This is a genomic window from Vibrio toranzoniae (assembly GCF_024347655.1).
Classification (GTDB): Bacteria; Pseudomonadota; Gammaproteobacteria; order Enterobacterales; family Vibrionaceae; genus Vibrio; species Vibrio toranzoniae.
This window is the reverse complement of the sequence record NZ_AP025514.1, coordinates 2,624,752-2,642,732: the sequence shown is the minus strand read 5'-3', so window position 1 is coordinate 2,642,732 and position 17,981 is coordinate 2,624,752. Positions and strand designations below refer to the sequence as shown.

General features: G+C 44.7%; 15 protein-coding genes and 10 tRNA genes. 23 read left to right on the top strand and 2 right to left on the bottom strand.

The annotated features are described in order from the left end of the window. Positions 1–5: 5 nt before the first annotated feature. The 20 genes from csrA to luxS all read left to right on the top strand — a co-directional run bounded on the left by csrA (position 6) and on the right by luxS (position 13,042). Entirely contained in the window at positions 6–203 is a 198-nt protein-coding gene (gene csrA / locus OCU50_RS11860) for a carbon storage regulator CsrA (RefSeq protein WP_009847619.1), read from the top strand. 472 nt (positions 204–675) lie between these two features. Then, positions 676–768: transfer RNA gene (locus OCU50_RS11855), tRNA-Ser, on the top strand. 43 nt (positions 769–811) lie between these two features. Then, positions 812–888: transfer RNA gene (locus OCU50_RS11850), tRNA-Arg, on the top strand. A gap of 44 nt (positions 889–932) precedes the next feature. Beyond that, positions 933–1,025: transfer RNA gene (locus OCU50_RS11845), tRNA-Ser, on the top strand. Positions 1,026–1,115: 90 nt separating this feature from the next. Beyond that, positions 1,116–1,192 (top strand) — tRNA-Arg (locus tag OCU50_RS11840). A gap of 80 nt (positions 1,193–1,272) precedes the next feature. Continuing rightward, a tRNA-Arg gene (locus tag OCU50_RS11835) sits at positions 1,273–1,349 on the top strand. An 80-nt stretch (positions 1,350–1,429) separates the two neighbouring features. Next, a tRNA-Arg gene (locus OCU50_RS11830) sits at positions 1,430–1,506 on the top strand. Between the two features lie 79 nt (positions 1,507–1,585). Continuing rightward, a tRNA-Arg gene (locus OCU50_RS11825) sits at positions 1,586–1,662 on the top strand. Positions 1,663–1,741: 79 nt separating this feature from the next. Continuing rightward, positions 1,742–1,818 (top strand) — tRNA-Arg (locus OCU50_RS11820). A 75-nt stretch (positions 1,819–1,893) separates the two neighbouring features. After that, positions 1,894–1,970 (top strand) — tRNA-Arg (locus OCU50_RS11815). 81 nt (positions 1,971–2,051) lie between these two features. Beyond that, a tRNA-Arg gene (locus OCU50_RS11810) sits at positions 2,052–2,128 on the top strand. Between the two features lie 375 nt (positions 2,129–2,503). Next, positions 2,504–2,761, top strand: coding sequence for an oxaloacetate decarboxylase subunit gamma (locus OCU50_RS11805; RefSeq protein ID WP_017056589.1), 258 nt, complete (start codon positions 2,504–2,506; stop codon positions 2,759–2,761). Between the two features lie 31 nt (positions 2,762–2,792). Next, positions 2,793–4,568 (top strand): sodium-extruding oxaloacetate decarboxylase subunit alpha, encoded by a 1,776-nt coding sequence (gene oadA, locus OCU50_RS11800; protein ID WP_060468595.1) that lies wholly within the window; start codon positions 2,793–2,795, stop codon positions 4,566–4,568. Between the two features lie 9 nt (positions 4,569–4,577). Next, complete coding sequence (locus tag OCU50_RS11795) at positions 4,578–5,708, top strand: sodium ion-translocating decarboxylase subunit beta (RefSeq protein ID WP_060468594.1); 1,131 nt, start codon at positions 4,578–4,580, stop codon at positions 5,706–5,708. 172 nt (positions 5,709–5,880) lie between these two features. Continuing rightward, the gene (locus tag OCU50_RS11790; RefSeq protein ID WP_060468593.1) at positions 5,881–6,834 is read left to right on the top strand and encodes an NADP-dependent oxidoreductase; all 954 of its coding nucleotides are present in this window, start codon (positions 5,881–5,883) and stop codon (positions 6,832–6,834) included. Positions 6,835–6,840: 6 nt separating this feature from the next. After that, entirely contained in the window at positions 6,841–7,302 is a 462-nt protein-coding gene (locus OCU50_RS11785) for a YqaA family protein (protein WP_060468592.1), read from the top strand. Positions 7,303–7,311: 9 nt separating this feature from the next. After that, the gene (locus OCU50_RS11780) at positions 7,312–10,170 is read left to right on the top strand and encodes a M16 family metallopeptidase (protein WP_060468591.1); all 2,859 of its coding nucleotides are present in this window, start codon (positions 7,312–7,314) and stop codon (positions 10,168–10,170) included. A 99-nt stretch (positions 10,171–10,269) separates the two neighbouring features. Then, positions 10,270–11,838: a glutamate--cysteine ligase gene (gshA, locus tag OCU50_RS11775; protein ID WP_060468590.1), complete on the top strand. Its 1,569-nt coding sequence runs from the start codon at positions 10,270–10,272 to the stop codon at positions 11,836–11,838. Positions 11,839–11,848: 10 nt separating this feature from the next. Beyond that, positions 11,849–12,499, top strand: coding sequence for a transglycosylase SLT domain-containing protein (locus OCU50_RS11770; RefSeq protein WP_082710350.1), 651 nt, complete (start codon positions 11,849–11,851; stop codon positions 12,497–12,499). Positions 12,500–12,523: 24 nt separating this feature from the next. Further along, entirely contained in the window at positions 12,524–13,042 is a 519-nt protein-coding gene (gene luxS, locus OCU50_RS11765) for an S-ribosylhomocysteine lyase (RefSeq protein WP_060468589.1), read from the top strand. A 112-nt stretch (positions 13,043–13,154) separates the two neighbouring features. Here luxS and OCU50_RS11760 read toward each other — a convergent pair whose 3' ends face one another. Further along, the gene (locus tag OCU50_RS11760) at positions 13,155–14,426 is read right to left on the bottom strand and encodes an HlyC/CorC family transporter (RefSeq protein ID WP_060468588.1); all 1,272 of its coding nucleotides are present in this window, start codon (positions 14,424–14,426) and stop codon (positions 13,155–13,157) included. A gap of 128 nt (positions 14,427–14,554) precedes the next feature. After that, positions 14,555–15,349, bottom strand: a complete 795-nt coding sequence (locus tag OCU50_RS11755; protein ID WP_046223306.1) for a cytochrome C assembly family protein — start codon at positions 15,347–15,349, stop codon at positions 14,555–14,557. Between the two features lie 200 nt (positions 15,350–15,549). On the opposite strand from OCU50_RS11755, the gene ffh reads away from it, so the two are divergent. The 3 genes from ffh to rimM all read left to right on the top strand — a co-directional run bounded on the left by ffh (position 15,550) and on the right by rimM (position 17,974). Beyond that, a complete protein-coding gene (gene ffh / locus OCU50_RS11750) occupies positions 15,550–16,935 on the top strand; it encodes a signal recognition particle protein (protein WP_060468587.1) in 1,386 nt (461 codons plus the stop codon). A 211-nt stretch (positions 16,936–17,146) separates the two neighbouring features. Continuing rightward, positions 17,147–17,395, top strand: a complete 249-nt coding sequence (gene rpsP / locus OCU50_RS11745) for a 30S ribosomal protein S16 (protein ID WP_004735508.1) — start codon at positions 17,147–17,149, stop codon at positions 17,393–17,395. A 24-nt stretch (positions 17,396–17,419) separates the two neighbouring features. Further along, a complete protein-coding gene (rimM, locus tag OCU50_RS11740) occupies positions 17,420–17,974 on the top strand; it encodes a ribosome maturation factor RimM (protein WP_017056602.1) in 555 nt (184 codons plus the stop codon). Positions 17,975–17,981 lie beyond the last annotated feature (7 nt).

Below are 17,981 nucleotides of genomic sequence, written 5' to 3'. Positions count from 1 at the left end.
AAAGAATGCTAATTTTGACTCGCCGCGTTGGCGAAACACTGATGATTGGTGATGAAGTAACAGTTACTGTATTGGGCGTGAAAGGTAACCAAGTACGTATTGGTGTTAACGCACCTAAAGAAGTATCTGTTCACCGTGAAGAGATCTACATGCGCATTCAAGCTGAAAAAGGTAATGGTAACGTTGCACCTGGCAACTACTGATATTTTTTGCGTAGAGAAGAGGCTAGCATTGTCGCTAGCCTTTTTTGATCTTGGGGAGCGAGAAATATTGTGTGGATGAAAATGGGTTTAATAACAGGCTTTTTGATGCTGCGAAGCGAACATGTCATAAAACTGTGAAATACAGACATGACTGAGCATGGCCCTTTATCGGGTTTTGTTTGCCAAAGCTCAAGATTTGTTAACTTCTCCTATGGCGTAATATCGCATCCCATAGTATGGTGAAAACAGCAGTAGCACTTGCTGCTGGATAAATTAGATAATTGTTTTCGGCTGTTTATTATTGTTAATCTTTCGCCTTAATTTTTAAGGGAAAAAGTGGTTTCTAGAGCTTGTAAGTTTAATTTGCAAGCGCTTTGATTAAATAGCAAACGGTTGAGTGTTTTTGTCCAATTTTTTTCAATAAAGTGTTTGACATATTTTCGGTAAAACGTAATATGTGCCTCCGCAAGACGGTGAGGTGGCCGAGAGGCCGAAGGCGCTCCCCTGCTAAGGGAGTATGTGGTTTGTAGCCGCATCGAGGGTTCGAATCCCTCCCTCACCGCCATTTCTTGCGAGTCTAGAATTAGCAAGTTAGACAATATAAATGTGCGCTCTTAGCTCAGCTGGATAGAGTACCTGGCTACGAACCAGGCGGTCGGAGGTTCGAATCCTCCAGAGCGCGCCATTCTCTTTACTCTTCTTTGTAAGTGTTTTGAGAATAATGAATTAGGTGAGGTGGCCGAGTGGCCGAAGGCGCTCCCCTGCTAAGGGAGTATGTGGTTTGTAGCCGCATCGAGGGTTCGAATCCCTCCCTCACCGCCATTCATTACAGGCCAATGGCCTTTTTTTTTTCTTCGTAGCAAGAAGAATGTGATATATTTCACAACTTCATTCTAAGTGAATGAACACCGTGCGTCCTTAGCTCAGCTGGATAGAGTACCTGGCTACGAACCAGGCGGTCGGAGGTTCGAATCCTCCAGGACGCGCCACTAATTAAGGGCTTCTTTCTTACGAGAATGAAAATCCTTGTATTGAATTACTGATTACGGTGAATTGATACTAAAACCGTGCGCTCTTAGCTCAGCTGGATAGAGTACCTGGCTACGAACCAGGCGGTCGGAGGTTCGAATCCTCCAGAGCGCGCCACTATTTAAGGGCTTCTTTCTTACGAGAATGAAAATCCTTGTATTAAATTACTGATTACAGTGAATTGATACTAAAACCGTGCGCTCTTAGCTCAGCTGGATAGAGTACCTGGCTACGAACCAGGCGGTCGGAGGTTCGAATCCTCCAGAGCGCGCCACTATTTAAGGGCTTCTTTCTTATGAGAATGGAATCCTTGTATTGAATTACTGATTACAGTGAATTGATACTAAAACCGTGCGCTCTTAGCTCAGCTGGATAGAGTACCTGGCTACGAACCAGGCGGTCGGAGGTTCGAATCCTCCAGAGCGCGCCACTATTTAAGGGCTTCTTTCTTATGAGAATGGAATCCTCGTATTAAATTACTGATTACAGTGAATTGATACTAAAACCGTGCGCTCTTAGCTCAGCTGGATAGAGTACCTGGCTACGAACCAGGCGGTCGGAGGTTCGAATCCTCCAGAGCGCGCCAATATTTAGGGGTTCTTATGTAAATTAGAATCCTGATATTGATGTATCGCTTAGCGAGACTTAATATCAAAACCGTGCGTCCTTAGCTCAGCTGGATAGAGTACCTGGCTACGAACCAAGCGGTCGGAGGTTCGAATCCTCCAGGACGCGCCACTATTTAGGATTTATCTCTTATGAGAATGAAATCCTTATATTGATACGTTGTTAGTAACAATGAATTAATATTAAAACCGTGCGCTCTTAGCTCAGCTGGATAGAGTACCTGGCTACGAACCAGGCGGTCGGAGGTTCGAATCCTCCAGAGCGCGCCACATTATTAAAAAAAGCCTCGTTTATACGAGGCTTTTTTTATATCTGTCGTAATTTTGTTGCGATAATGTTAAATTTACCCATGACTTAACTTGTTGTATTTAAAGTAATTATAGAGTACTTCTTTATTATTCTACCTTTCCCATATCAATTCTTAGCAAAGCCTCTTTTAAGTCACAGTTTAAATATCTAAAAATGACGTATTTGACAGATTTATGTGATCTGATCGGCGAATAATTAACCCTATGTGTGCGTTATCCGTAACAGAACCTTAAACAAAATTGACAAACTTTTACCAATCGAGATAATCCATGGGTCGGGATCACTATTCGCTGAAATCCTGCACGTATGTCAGGATGACGAAGAAAGGAAGCAACATGACTAATATTGGAAGCCTGCTAGGAGATGCGGCGACTCTAATGATAACGGGGATGTCCGTTGTCTTTATTTTCCTAACTATTCTAGTTTACCTCGTTCGGTTGATGTCAAAACTGGTACCTGAAGAAGTACCAGAGCCGATCGCAGCACCTAAAAAAAATCAAAAATCACAATCAAACCCTTCAGCTGTTAGTCCACAAGTTGTGGCAGCAATTTCGGCCGCGGTTCATCAATACCGTGCGTCTACTGCTAAGTAGCATTTAAAGGATTAAAAAGGAGTTTATGAGCATGTCTAAACCACTAGCTATCACAGATGTGGTACTTCGTGACGCGCACCAGTCACTATTTGCTACTCGTATGCGTATCGAAGATATGCTGCCCATTGCGGCAGAGCTGGATAAAGTCGGTTACTGGTCTTTAGAGACTTGGGGCGGCGCAACGTTTGATTCGTGTATCCGTTTTCTAGGAGAAGATCCATGGGAGCGTTTGCGTGAGCTGAAAAAAGCGATGCCAAATACACCAATGCAGATGCTACTGCGTGGTCAAAATTTATTGGGTTACCGTCACTACGCGGATGATGTAGTAGAGAAATTTGTTGAACGTGCCCATAAGAACGGCATGGATGTATTCCGTATTTTTGATGCGATGAATGACGTACGTAACTTTGAAACAGCAGTGAAAGCAACGATTGATGTTGGTGGTCACGCTCAAGGTACCTTGTCTTACACAACCAGTCCGGTTCACAACTCAGATACTTGGGTTGATTTGGCTAAACGCCTAGAGGACCTAGGCTGTCATTCATTATGTATTAAAGATATGTCAGGTTTATTAAAACCCTATGAAGCGGAAGAGCTGATTACACGTATTAAAGCTTCTTGTGACGTTCCTCTAGCGTTGCATAGCCACGCGACAACAGGTCTATCGACAGCAACAGCGGTTAAAGCCGTTGAAGCGGGTATTGATATTCTAGACACCGCTATTTCTTCAATGAGTTGTACTTACGGTCATACGCCAACCGAAACGGTTGTTGCGATGTTAGAAGGTACAGAGCGTGATACCAATCTTAAGCTTGATCAGATCGAACCCATCGCGGCTTACTTCCGTGATGTACGTAAAAAGTACGCAAAATGGGAAGGTCAGCTAAAAGGTGTGGATTCTCGTATCTTGATTGCTCAGGTTCCTGGCGGCATGTTAACCAACATGGAAGGTCAGCTTAAAGAGCAAGGCGCAGCCGATCGTATGGACGAAGTACTTGAAGAGATCCCTCGCGTTCGTAAAGAGCTTGGATACATTCCTTTGGTAACACCAACTTCTCAGATTGTCGGTACTCAAGCGGTTATTAACGTGCTAACGGGTGAACGCTACAAGAGCATCACTAAAGAGACGGCAGGTCTACTGAAAGGTGAATATGGCCAAGCACCAGCGGAAGTGGATGCTGAATTGCAAGCGAAAGTCCTTGATGGTTCAGAACCAATTACTTGTCGCCCTGCTGATTTAATTAAATCAGAAATGGATATACTAACGACAGAGCTTCTAGAAAAAGCAAAATCAGACGGTATTTCATTAGCTGAAGATACGGTTGATGATGTGCTTACTTACGCATTGTTTCCACAAGTTGGTCTTAAGTTCCTTAAGAATCGTCGTAACCCTGAAGCATTTGAACCTGCACCAACGCTAGAAACAGAGGCTCCAGTTGTAGCTGCTCCTGTACAAGCTTCTGGTGGTATTGGAAGCTACAGCGTGAAGGTGGATGGCCAAGTTTATGATGTCGAAGTTGGTCCACAAGGTGAACTCACATCAGTCGCGCCATCAACCAAACCAGTTCAGGCTGCACCAGTCGCCGCTTCTGATGCTGAAGCGGTTCCAGCTCCACTTGCGGGGAACATCTTTAAAGTCATCGTTCAGGCGGGCGCTGAGGTTGCTGAAGGCGACGTTCTGCTTATCCTAGAAGCAATGAAGATGGAAACGGAAGTTCGTGCTGCTCGTGGTGGTATCGTTCAAGAACTGAATGTTAAAGAAGGCGATGCAGTTACTGTAGGCGCTCCACTACTAAGCTTAGCGTAAGGGAGTACCATGGAAGGATTGATGACCTTATGGTCTGAAACAGGGATTGCGAACTTTGAGTTCGGTCAGATCTGTATGATGTTGATTGGTTGCTTATTGTTGTTTTTGGCAATTCGTAAAGGATTTGAACCGTTACTTCTACTACCTATTGGTTTTGGTGCTGTATTAGCAAACATTCCAAATGCTGGGTTTACTGAGCCAGGTGGTTTGCTTTACTACGTTTATTATATTGGTATTGAAACGGGTATTTTCCCACTGCTGATCTTTATGGGTGTTGGTGCAATGACGGACTTCGGTGCGTTGATTGCGAACCCTAAAACACTGTGGCTAGGGGCTGCGGCTCAGTTTGGTATTTTCGCAACACTATTTGGCGCGATCTTACTGAACTATGTTCCAGGAATGGAATTCTCGATGGCCGACGCTTCTTCCATTGCGATCATTGGTGGCGCCGATGGCCCAACAGCGATTTTCTTGGCGAGTAAGCTTTCTCCTGATCTTTTAGGTGCCATTGCAGTAGCGGCGTATAGCTACATGGCATTGGTTCCTATTATTCAGCCGCCAATCATGAAGGCGTTAACGTCTCCTGAAGAGCGTAAGATTAAGATGGCTCAACTTCGTCATGTTAGCAAAGCAGAGAAGATCCTCTTCCCGCTTGCTGTACTACTGATGACGATTTTGTTCTTACCTTCAGCAACGCCTCTCGTAGGTATGTTTTGCCTAGGTAACTTAATGCGTGAAGCGGGTGTGGTGGATCGTCTATCGAAAACAGCCCAAAACGAACTGATTAACGTTGTGACTATTTTCCTTGGTCTCGGTGTGGGTTCTAAGCTTCAAGCAGATACGTTCTTGAACTTAGAGACTCTGGGTATTCTAGGTTTAGGTGCGGTCGCGTTCAGTATCGGTACGGCGGGTGGTGTATTGATGGCGAAGGTTCTAAATCGCTTCTCGAAAGAAGACATCAACCCATTAATTGGCGCAGCTGGTGTATCTGCGGTTCCAATGGCGGCTCGTGTTGTCAATAAGGTTGGACTTGAGGCAAACCCTCAGAACTTCTTGTTGATGCATGCGATGGGCCCGAACGTGGCAGGTGTACTGGGTAGTGCGGTTGCGGCGGGTATTCTATTAGCGCTAGTCGGTTAATGGATTACTTAGGTCATGTATCGTTACGTTAATTGGTCGTCAATTTACGAATGAGCGGTTAACTTAGCCTTATTAAATGGTTTATAGTCAAAGGGATGCTTTCGCATCCCTTTCTTTTTATTAATTAGGGTGCTTGCTCATCAGGGCTTTTATCAATCAAGGAAATGTAGAAATGGAAAATAAACAGATTGCGATTACTCAATTCGGCGGCGTCGAAAACCTTAGTATTCAAACCAGTGCGATTCCTGAGCCTAAGGCTGGAGAAGTGGTGGTTAAAGTTTCCTTTTCGGGCATTAATCCGATTGATGTGAAAACCCGTGCTGGCCTTGGTTGGGCAGCAGCACAAAACAAAGACAACCTTCCTTGGGTGCCGGGATACGATATTTCAGGTCAAATTGTCACGCTAGGCGATCAGGCTGAACGTTTTACTATTGGTGATAACGTGGCAGGCTTTATTGGCTTCCCACTGCAAGGTGGCGGTTACAGCCAATATGTATGTGTTTCAGAAGCGGCACTTAGCGTGGTTCCTGATTCTGTCACCCTAGAAGCGGCTGCGGCATTACCACTTGCTAGTCAAACAGCAGCACAAGCACTCAATAAAGCCGAAGTGAAGGAAGGCGATCGCGTGCTTATCTTAGCGGGCGCGGGCGGCGTTGGTCACCTTGCGGTTCAAATTGCAGTGGCAGCAAAAGCCGAGGTTTACACGACCTGCAGCGAATCTAACCTCGACTATCTTGCAACGCTAGGCGCTCATGCCATCAACTATAAATTTGCCCCAGCTTCAGAGCGAGTTTCTGATGTTGATGTGCTGATTGATTTGGTCGGTGGCGATACAGCGCTTGATGCGTTGAAGTGCCTGAAAGATGGTGCGAGAGTGGTCACTGTTCCTACTCTATCGGCAGAGTTGATCTGCGAGAAAGCGAAATTATTAGGTTTTACTGCATCAGGCATGTTGGTGGAGCCAAACCCTGAGCAAATGGACACCATGCTTTACATGGTCAGTGTCGGATTGCTTAAAACAGAAGTTCAAGGTATCTATCCGTTAGACGAAGTGCAATCGGCTCATCTTCAGGTTGAAACCGGACACACCAGAGGCAAGGTGCTACTTAAAATGCAAGAAGGCTAATATGCAGTGCTAGAGTTCTTTAATTCTCTTTTTGAAAGCATAGCGCTGTGGTTTTCTGACTCGGCGCTTTGGGTACTCTTCATCAGTGGCTTCTTAAGTGCCACATTACTGCCCGGCGGTTCAGAAGCCAGTCTTGTTGCGGCATTGAGTTTAGAACAGTTCTCTGTCTCATCGATTATTCTAGTGGCGACACTCGGCAATACTTTTGGCGGTCTTACTAATTATTGGGTTGGTTTGTGGTTGCCTAATCGAACTCAATCTGAAAAACATGGTCATAAGGCTATGGCTTGGCTGAGCCGCTATGGCTATTGGACACTGTTATTCAGTTGGTTACCCGTTATTGGTGACCCTTTGTGTCTCGCGGCGGGTTGGCTAAGAATGAAATTTATCCCTAGCGTTATTTTGATAGCGATTGGCAAAGCCGCTCGCTACAGCTTACTTGCCGCTATCTACTTCGGTTTTTTCTAAGGAGAACCTATGAAAAAGGTTTTACTTGGTACATTTTCTCTTATCGCCATCGCAGGCTGTTCTTACAATGTACCTAGCTCAACATCCTTCTTTTCCTCATTGCCAGAAGGCGTCACTTTAGTCGAGGAGGTTAAGCCTTCTAAAGACAAAGTTGTCATTCCTTACACCAAGTATCAATTGGATAATGGCTTAACCGTTATTCTATCTCCGGATGATTCTGATCCTCTTGTGCATGTGGATGTGACCTATCACGTAGGTTCTGCTCGTGAGCAGATTGGTAAGTCGGGCTTTGCTCACTTCTTTGAACACATGATGTTTCAAGGCTCTGAGAACGTCGGTGATCAGCAACACTTTAAGATCATTACCGAAGCGGGTGGTTCGTTAAACGGTACCACTAACCGTGACCGTACCAACTACTTTGAAACCGTCCCATCTAACCAACTTGAGAAAATGTTGTGGTTAGAATCAGACCGAATGGGTTTCTTATTGGATGCGGTTTCTCAGAAGAAATTTGAAGTTCAAAGAGGCACGGTTAAAAACGAACGTGCTCAAAGTTATGAAAACCGTCCTTATGGCTTGATGTGGGAGCGCATGGGTGAGGCGCTTTACCCTGAAGGTCACCCATATTCATGGCAACCAATCGGTTATGTGGAAGATCTCGACCGTGTTGATGTGAATGACCTTAAGGCGTTCTTCCTACGTTGGTATGGCCCAAATAATGCTGCGCTAACGATTGGTGGTGATATCGACGTTGATGACACGCTAGAGTGGGTGAACAAGTACTTTGGCCCTATCCCTCAAGGCCCAGAAGTTAAGGCGGCAGATAAACAACCTGCCGTGCTAACAGAAGATAAGTACATTACCTTAGAAGATAATATTCGTCAGCCGATGGTACTAGTCGGTTGGCCAACCACGTATCGCGGTGAAGAGACACAAGCTTCACTGAATGCACTGTCTAACGTGTTAGGTTCTGGCACCAACAGTTACCTGTATCAAAACTTGGTTAAAACACAGAAAGCAGTCAGCGCTGGATCTTTCCATGATTGTGCTGAGCTTGCTTGTACCATGTACGTGTATGCAATGGGCAACTCAGGTGAAAAAGGCGATTTGACGGTTCTTAATAAAGAATTGATGGATACTCTAGAGCAATTCTCGAAAGAGGGCGTTCAACAAGATCGTTTGGACCAGATCACCGGTATGGCAGAAGCGGATGCGGTTTTTGCACTGCAAAGTGTCAAAGGTAAGGTTTCACAGCTCGCGTCTAATCAAACCTTCTATGGCCAGCCTGATCGTATTGAATCACAACTGGATCAAATCCGCGCGGTGACTCCCGATAGCGTAAGTAAAGCTTATCAAGACTTTATCGAGGGTAAACATAAGGTGACACTCAGTGTCGTACCTAAGAAGCGACTTGATCTAGCGGTTCGCGAAGCTACATTCACCACTCCAACTCGCACGTTACCTGAATATGCCAAAGTCACTGAAGATCAGCTCGATTTCAGAAAAGCACCAAATACCTTTGATCGCAGCGTAATGCCAGAAGTGACCTTTGGTGTTAAAGCGACGATGCCTGAGTTGTACCGCATGTACTTTGCGAATGGTATGGGCTTGATTGGTACCGTGACCAGTGAAACGCCGACAGTACAGCTACAAATTCAACTTCCAGCAGGCGAACGTTATGTTCGTCAAGGTCAAGAAGGCCTTGCGAACCTAACCGCTTCGATGATGGAGGAAGGTTCAACAAAACGAGCCGTTGAAGAACTACAGGCAACATTAGATAAGCTTGGCAGCAGTGTGAGTATCAGTGCGGGCAGTTATACCACTAATATTTCAGTTTCTACGCTAGAGAAAAACCTGCCTCAAACCTTAGCGATCGTGCAGGAGGTTCTGTTTGAGCCTAAGTTTGATGAGCAAGACTTCGAGCGTGTTAAGAAGCAGATGCTTGAAGGCGTTGTGTATCAGCACCAACAACCAAGTTGGATGGCTTCTCAAGCTACCCGTGAGGTACTGTTTGGTGACACTGTTTTTGCTCGCGCAAGTGATGGAACTCAGGAATCTCTGTCGAAATTGACCTTAGATGACGTGAAAAAATTCTATGGCCAACATTACACACCAGAAGGGGCCAATATTGTTGTTGTGGGAGACATCTCGAAGAAAGAGGTGGGGAAACAGCTACAATTCTTTGAGCAGTGGCAAGGCGATGCAGCCCCATTAACGCGCCCACAGATCGTCAAAGAGCTTTCAGGGCAGCATCTGTATTTAGTTGACAAACCGGGTGCGCCGCAAAGCATTGTTCGTTTGGTGCGTAAAGGTCTGCCGTTTGATGCGACGGGTGAATTGTACTTGAGCCAACTGGCTAACTTTAACTTAGCCGGTAACTTCAATAGCCGTATCAACCAGAATCTACGTGAAGACAAAGCTTACACTTACGGTGCAAGCGGTTATTTCGCGAGTACTCGTGAAACGGGTGCGGTAGTTTTTAGCGCGCAGGTAAGAGCCAATGCGACTGTTCCATCGATTCAAGAGTTCATTAATGAACTGAATGAATTTAGTCAAAGTGGATTAACTGACGAAGAGGTGAAATTTATGCGCCTTGCTGTCGGTCAACAAGATGCACTTAAATACGAAACGCCAAGTCAAAAGGCTGGGTTATTGAGTAATATTGTCGCATTGAGCCTTGATGAAAATTACCTACAACAGCGTAATCAGATAGTTGAAACGGTTTCAAAAGAGACCTTAAACGAGCTATCGAAGAAATGGTTTGACCCGAATGATTATCAAATAATAGTGGTTGGCGACGCGACTTCGCTTCGTCCTCAACTAGAAAAGTTAGATATTCCAATAGAAGAGCTTGAAATCATTCGTTAGAGTACACATTAAAGGGGGAGGAAAAAGACTCTATTTTTCTCCTCCAACCTAATTTATGATAGTTCTAATCAGAACGATATAAGATAAGTGAACTGAATTTTGACTGATTTTGCTGCGCGACTAAAGCAAGTTGCAACCAACCCTAAGACCTTTTCTCAATTTGGTCGTGGTGTTGAAAGGGAAACGTTACGCTACACGGAGGATGGGCACCTTGCTACTGGGCCGCACCCAAAAGCTTTGGGATCTGCGTTGATGAACGGATGGGTAACGACCGATTTTTCCGAGTCGCTACTGGAGTTTATTACGCCTGTTTCTAACGACGTTCCGACGCTTTTGAATCAATTGTCTGATATCCACCATTTCACACAAACCAAGTTAGATGGCGAAAAGATGTGGCCGCTTTCTATGCCTTGCTACGTAGGCAGTGAAGATTACATTCAGCTCGCTCAATACGGCACCTCTAATAATGGCAAGATGAAGACGCTATATCGCGAAGGCTTAAAGCGTCGTTACGGTAGTCTGATGCAGATTATTTCCGGTGTTCACTTCAACTTCTCTTTCCCAGATAGCTTTTGGGATAGCTTGTTTGGAGAGCAAACAGAAGAAGCGCGTTGTAAATCTAAGTCCGATGCTTACTTTGGTTTGATTCGTAATTACTACCGTTTTGGTTGGTTAATCCCATATTTCTTCGGCGCTTCGCCTGCACTATGTCCTTCTTTCATCAAAGGAAGAGAGACAAAGCTACCTTTTGAAAAGATAGGCGAAACGCTGTATTTACCCAATGCAACAGCACTACGTCTGAGCGATCTTGGCTATACTAACAGTGCGCAAAGTGTGCTGAAAATTGGCTTTAATAGCTTAGAACAGTACTTAGACGGATTGAACCAAGCGATTCGGACACCATCGGAAGAGTTTGCCGAAATTGGTACTAAAGTTGATGGTGAATACCGTCAGTTGAATAGTAACGTTCTTCAAATCGAGAATGAACTTTATGCGCCAATTCGTCCTAAGCGTGTCGCGAAAAGTGGTGAGAAGCCATCAGAAGCACTCGCGCGTGGCGGTGTCGAATATATTGAAGTTCGTTCTTTAGACGTAAACCCGTTCAGTTCAATTGGTATTAATGAGCAGCAGGTCCGCTTCCTCGATCTATTCTTAACGTGGAGCGTGTTAACGGATTCTGCGGAGATGGATAACTGTGAGTTGGAATGCTGGCGTGATAACTGGAACAAGGTGATCTTAGAAGGTCGTCAAGTTGGCCTAGAACTTCAAATTGGTTGTCATGGCGAGCGATTGTCTCTGCAAGATTGGGCGAAGCGAGTCTTCAAAGACCTACGTTCTATTGCCGAGATGATGGACGCTGAGCAAGGTGGTCGTGCATACCAAGAAACTTGTGATACGCTGGGATCTTGGATTGATAACCCTGAGCTAACGATTTCTGGCCAGTTGCTAGAAGAGACTAAAAAACTGGGTGGCTTAGGTAAAGTAGGCTGCGCGTTAGGAAGTGCTTACGCTCAACAACATGCAGCACATCAATATAAAGTGTATTCAGCTGAGTTGATGGAAGCCGAAGTTCGACGTTCAGTGATTGATCAACAGCAAAGTGAAGAAGCCAGCACTCAAGATTTTGATAGCTTCTTAGCGGATTACTTTTCGTATTTAAAAGCATAGCGAGACTTTGGTGGAAAGGAAGCAAGCCTTATTAGGTCAACCTATTCATGTAAGTGGTAAATGGTCACCGGTGGTGACTGTTGGTGTTGTCTCTAGTTTATTGGTTGGTTGTGCAACACCGCCACCTAAGCAGCAAGATAATCTGTGCAGTATCTTCAGAGAGCACTCTTCATGGTATGAGGGGGCATTGGATATGCAAGAAAAGTGGGGCACGCCGATTAACGTAGCGATGGCTTTTGTGAAACAAGAGAGTAGCTTTCGTCATGATGCCCGCCCACCCAAAGATTACCTTCTTGGCTTTATCCCTTGGGGGCGGGTAAGTAGCGCCTACGGGTATGCGCAAGCGCAAGATCCTGCTTGGGAAGACTTTCAAAAAGCGACCAATAACGGTGGGTCAAGAACCAATTTCGATGATTCATTGATGTTCATTGGTTGGTATACCAGCGAGACTCGTCGTCAGCTTGGTATCTCGTTGTGGGACCCGTATAACCAATATCTGGCCTATCATGAAGGGCGTGGTGGTTATAAGCGTCAATCATACAAAAGCAAACCATCTTTGATTAAGGTGGCTCGTAAAGTCGAACAGCAAGCAAAAGATTATGGATGGCAACTGAAACAGTGCCGCAAAGAACTGGAAGACAATCGAAGTTGGTTTTTCTAAAGCCAACCGTCATGGAGAATAGCAATGCCTTTATTAGATAGTTTCACTGTTGATCATACACGCATGAACGCACCAGCCGTTCGTGTCGCGAAAACAATGCAAACCCCAAAAGGGGATACCATCACTGTGTTTGACTTGCGTTTTACCGTGCCAAACAAAGATATCCTATCTGAGAAAGGTATCCACACGCTAGAGCACCTATACGCTGGATTCATGCGTAATCAACTGAACGGTTCAGATGTAGAGATTATCGATATCTCACCGATGGGGTGTCGTACCGGTTTCTACATGAGCCTGATTGGTACGCCTACAGAGCAACAAGTGGCAGACGGATGGTTGGCTGCAATGCAAGACGTACTGAAAGTTGAGAATCAAAATAAGATCCCTGAACTGAACGAATACCAATGTGGTACCGCGGCAATGCACTCTTTGGATGAAGCGAAAGAGATCGCTAACGCGATCATCGCTGCAGGTATCTCTGTAAACAAGAATGATGAACTGGCATTGCCAGAGTCGATGCTTCAAGAGCTTAAAATTGACTAACCACTTCTTAGTTCACATTGAGTCTTGATATCAAAAGGCCCGCTTCATTGAACCGGGCCTTTTTGGTTTTCGTAATATAGTGGTTTAAGTTATGACTTACTTACACCTATTATTACCCGTTAACGACTTGTGGGAACACGCGTACTAGTTTGATACGGTTTTCTTTTAGTTCAAGTATTTCCATGGGGTGACTGGCAACCTGAACGCTAAGATGACTCTCAGGGATGTCCTCAAGATGTTCCAATATCAACCCATTAAGTGTTCTAGGGCCATTGGTTGGTAGTGCCCATTGCAGACCTTTATTAATGTCACGGATATTGGCACTGCCTTCAATTAAAAAACTGCCATCACTTTGTGGCGTGATCTCTTCAGATAAGCTTGGTGTCATTGAAGTCGTAAACTCACCCACGATCTCTTCAAGAATATCTTCTAGCGTAACCAAGCCGTTGATATCGCCATACTCATCGACAATTAAACCAATACGTTGTTTATTGCGCTGGAATTTAAGCAGTTGAATGTTGAGTGGTGTGGATTCTGGAATAAAGTAGATTTCGTCTGCCGCACGCAAAAGTGTTTCTTTATTGAACTCGTTTTTTTCCAGCATCAAACGGTAAGCTTCTCGTAGCCTCAGCATACCAACCACTTCATCTATCTGATCACGGTATAGAACTACACGACCATGAGGAGAGTGAGTGAGTTGGCGGACGATAGACTTCCAATCGTCATTGATGTCGATGCCGGTGATTTCATTTCGAGGCACCATAAGGTCATTCACGGTGACGTGCTCTAAATCTAAGATAGAGACCAACATATCTTGGTGACGTTGAGGTATCAGGCCTCCTGCCTCATTTACCACAGTTCTGAGTTCTTCTGAGCTTAAGTGATCGGTCGCATCGTGATTGGTTGTGACCCCTAAGATACGAATAAAGCCGTTAGTAATGAAGTTAACCAAGATCACCAGTGGTGACATTACCTTCATTAGTATCATCAATAAAATGCTGCTGGCGTAGGAGACGCGTTCAGGAAATAGAGAGGCAATGGTTTTTGGTGTTACCTCGGAAAATACAAGGATCACCAGAGTTAGAGTACCAGTCGCGATAGCCACACCGATATCTCCGTAGATACGCATACCAAGGATAGTAGCAATCGCCGATGCTAGAATGTTGACGAGATTGTTGCCGATGAGAATGAGGCCAATCAATCTATCTGGACGGTTCAGAAGTTTTTCTACGCGTTTGGCACCTTTATGGCCCGTATTGGCCAAGTGCTTAAGACGGTAGCGGTTCAGGGACATCATGCCCGTTTCTGAACCAGAGAAATAACCAGAAATTACAATGAGACACGCGAGTAGCGCAAATAAGATACCCGTTGATATGTCGTCCAAAACTATTCTTTTCCTATTTGTGTATCTTGATTAATTTATGACCGAACATGGTCGAGATGTCAATTGAATATATCGTACTCAATATTTTAAAGGCAAGGGATGCGGTACCTTGCCTTTAATTTTGGGGATTAACTTAGGATGATTTCCTGAACGAAGCGACTACCAAAGTAGGCTAAAGTGAGCATGCTTGCGCCAGCTAATGCGAACCATGTGACTTTTTGTCCGCGCCAACCTTTTTGATAGTGACCCCATAGAAGTATGGAGTAGATAACCCAAGCAATAAACGACAACACGGCTTTGTGTGCCTTTCCTTGGGCAAACATATCTTGTACGAAGATAAGACCTGTCAACAATGTACCTGTTAACAAGCCATTCCCGATAAGAATGATCTTGAAAAGTTGTCGTTCCACCATCATTAATGGAGGTAGATTAGGATTCATCACTAGCGCTTTTTTCTTTTTAAGTTTGTGATCCAGCCACGCCAGCTGTAAAGCGTATAGCGCGCCAATAGTGAGCATGGCGTACGAAAATAGCGCCAAAGAGATGTGCACTAGAAGTTTTGGATCATGTTCTAAATGTTTGATGAATGTGCTTGGAAGGAAAGTTGCGGCCATCAAATTAAGCGCAGCGAAGCTATAAACGACTGGCAAGATAAACCACAGTCGGGTTTTGAGCATAGCACCGCTCATCACCAGTGAGATGATTAAACTAATTAATGAAGCAACGTTCAAGATACTGAGGTTTTGACCACTGGCATTAAAGATTAAATCGCCAAGCAACCAAGCATGAAAAGCTAAAGCAAGTAAGGCGCTGATAAACACCGTTTTTACACGGATTCCTGTTTGGTGCACGAGACCTGGAATGATCGTGGAAATCGCCATTGTATAAAGAAAGGCTGCTGCGATCGCAATAAGACTGTCCATGGTATCCATTTAAATGATTACTAATAGACGAATTATACCTCGCATCGCTCTTTGGGGCTATGGTGAACCTCACTCAATTCCAAGTGAACAATGTCTCACATCACAAGCGCGGATGATTAACGCTCTACAACGGGTATGACTCTAATCCACGCTAATGTATACTCACAGTAATAGTCGCAGGATTGAGCGAAGAGAAAACTATGTTTGATAATTTAACGGATCGTCTATCCAAAACGCTGAAAAATATCAGCGGTAAAGGTCGCCTGACCGAAGACAATATTAAAGAAACGCTGCGTGAAGTACGTATGGCGCTACTTGAAGCCGACGTTGCGCTGCCTGTTGTCCGCGATTTTGTTAAGCGCGTAAAAGAAGGTGCGGTGGGTGTTGAGGTTTCTAAATCTCTCACACCTGGTCAAGAATTCATTAAGATCGTTCAAGCTGAACTTGAAGCGGTAATGGGTGAGTCTAACGAGGCTCTGAACCTAGCAGCGCAACCGCCAGCGGTTATCTTAATGGCAGGCCTACAAGGTGCAGGTAAAACCACATCGGTAGGTAAGCTATCTAAGCTTCTAACCGAGCGCGACAAGAAAAAAGTATTGGTCGTGTCTGCCGACGTTTACCGTCCAGCGGCGATCAAACAGCTTGAAACGTTAGCAAGCGATGTTGGTGTTGATTTCTTCCCGTCTTCATCTGATCAAAAACCTCTTGATATAGCCAACGCTGCAATCGATCACGCTAAGAAGAAGTTCTACGACGTGCTATTAGTCGATACCGCTGGTCGTTTGGCTATCGATGAAGAGATGATGGGCGAGATCAAAGAGCTTCATACTGCAATTAACCCAGTAGAGACGCTGTTCGTTGTTGATGCGATGACAGGTCAAGATGCTGCGAACACTGCAAAAGCCTTTGGTGATGCGCTACCACTAACCGGTGTTGTCTTAACGAAAGTGGATGGTGATGCGCGTGGTGGTGCTGCACTGTCTGTACGTCATATCACAGGTAAACCGATTAAATTCTTAGGTGTTGGTGAAAAGACTGATGCACTAGAACCTTTCCACCCAGATCGTGTAGCTTCTCGTATTCTTGGTATGGGCGATGTACTGTCTCTTATTGAAGATCTACAGAAAAACGTTGATACCGATAAAGCAGAAAAACTGGCGAAAAAGTTTAAAGAGAAGAAAGGTTTTGACCTTGAAGACTTCCGTGAACAGCTTGGTCAGATGCACAACATGGGTGGTATGATGGGCATGATGGATAAGCTTCCAGGCATGTCCCAACTACCGGACAACGTTAAAGATAAAGTTGATGACAAGATGTTCAAGCAGATGGAAGCGATCATCAACTCTATGACAATGAAAGAGCGTCAACGTCCTGACCTAATCAAAGGCTCACGCAAAAAGCGTATTGCTGCTGGTTCAGGTACACAGGTACAAGATGTAAACCGTATGCTTAAGCAATTCACCCAAATGCAGAAGATGATGAAGAAGATGCAGAAAGGTGGCATGAAAGGCATGATGCGCAACATGCAAGGTATGATGGGCGGCGGTGGCGGTATGGGCGGTGGCTTTAACCCGTTCGGCCGATAATCTATAAATGTAACCTTTAGCTACGTTACTTTTCATAGTGTTAGCTGTGTCACGGAAAGTGTATGGTGGCTATGTTGGTGAAAAAACAGCTAAAGCCCTTGCATTGCACCGGAATAAGAGTAAAATTCCGGGGCTTTAATTTGGCACGAGACCCCAAGCTATTACTTAGACTTGGGGTTAATTATTTTATTAAGAAAGCAAAGAGGACGACATGGTAACCATTCGTTTGGCACGTCACGGTGCAAAGAAGCGCCCATTTTATCAAATCGTAGTTGCGGATAGCCGTAACTCTGTAACTGGCCGTTTCATCGAGAAAGTAGGTTTCTTTAACCCTACAGCTCAAGGTCAAGAAGAAGGTCTACGTCTAGACCTAGATCGTGTTAACCACTGGGTTGGTCAAGGCGCATCTCTATCTGATCGTGTAGCTAAGCTAGTTAAAGACGCTCAAAAAGCGGCTTAATTCTTTTTTAAAGAGAAATAGCTTATGTCGATGAAGGATAAAGAAACGATGAGCGAGCAAAACAATAGAATTGTCATGGGTAAACTTGGGTCTACCTATGGTATTCGTGGCTGGCTTAAAGTGTTCTCCTACACAGACAATGCTGAAAGCATATTTGATTACACCCCTTGGTATTTAAACCAAAAGGGTAAGTGGGTTGAGTACAAAGTTGAGAGCTGGAAACGTCATGGCCAAGGTTATGTATGTAAGCTAGCGGGATTAGATGTTCGTGAAGACGCGCAACTGATGACTAACTTTGAAATTGCTATTGACCCTGCTTCGTTACCTGAATTGTCAGAAGATGAATTCTACTGGCGTGAATTGTTTGGTATGCAAGTTTTTACTACTAAAGGTTACGACCTTGGTAAGGTCACAGACCTATTAGAGACTGGCTCGAACGATGTTCTCGTAATCAAAGCAAATCTTAAAGATGCTTTTGGTCAAAAGGAACGGTTAGTACCGTACCTTGAAGAGCAAGTGGTCAAGAAAGTTGATCGCGAAGCTCGACGGATCGAAGTTGACTGGGATCCTGGATTCTAATTCCAAA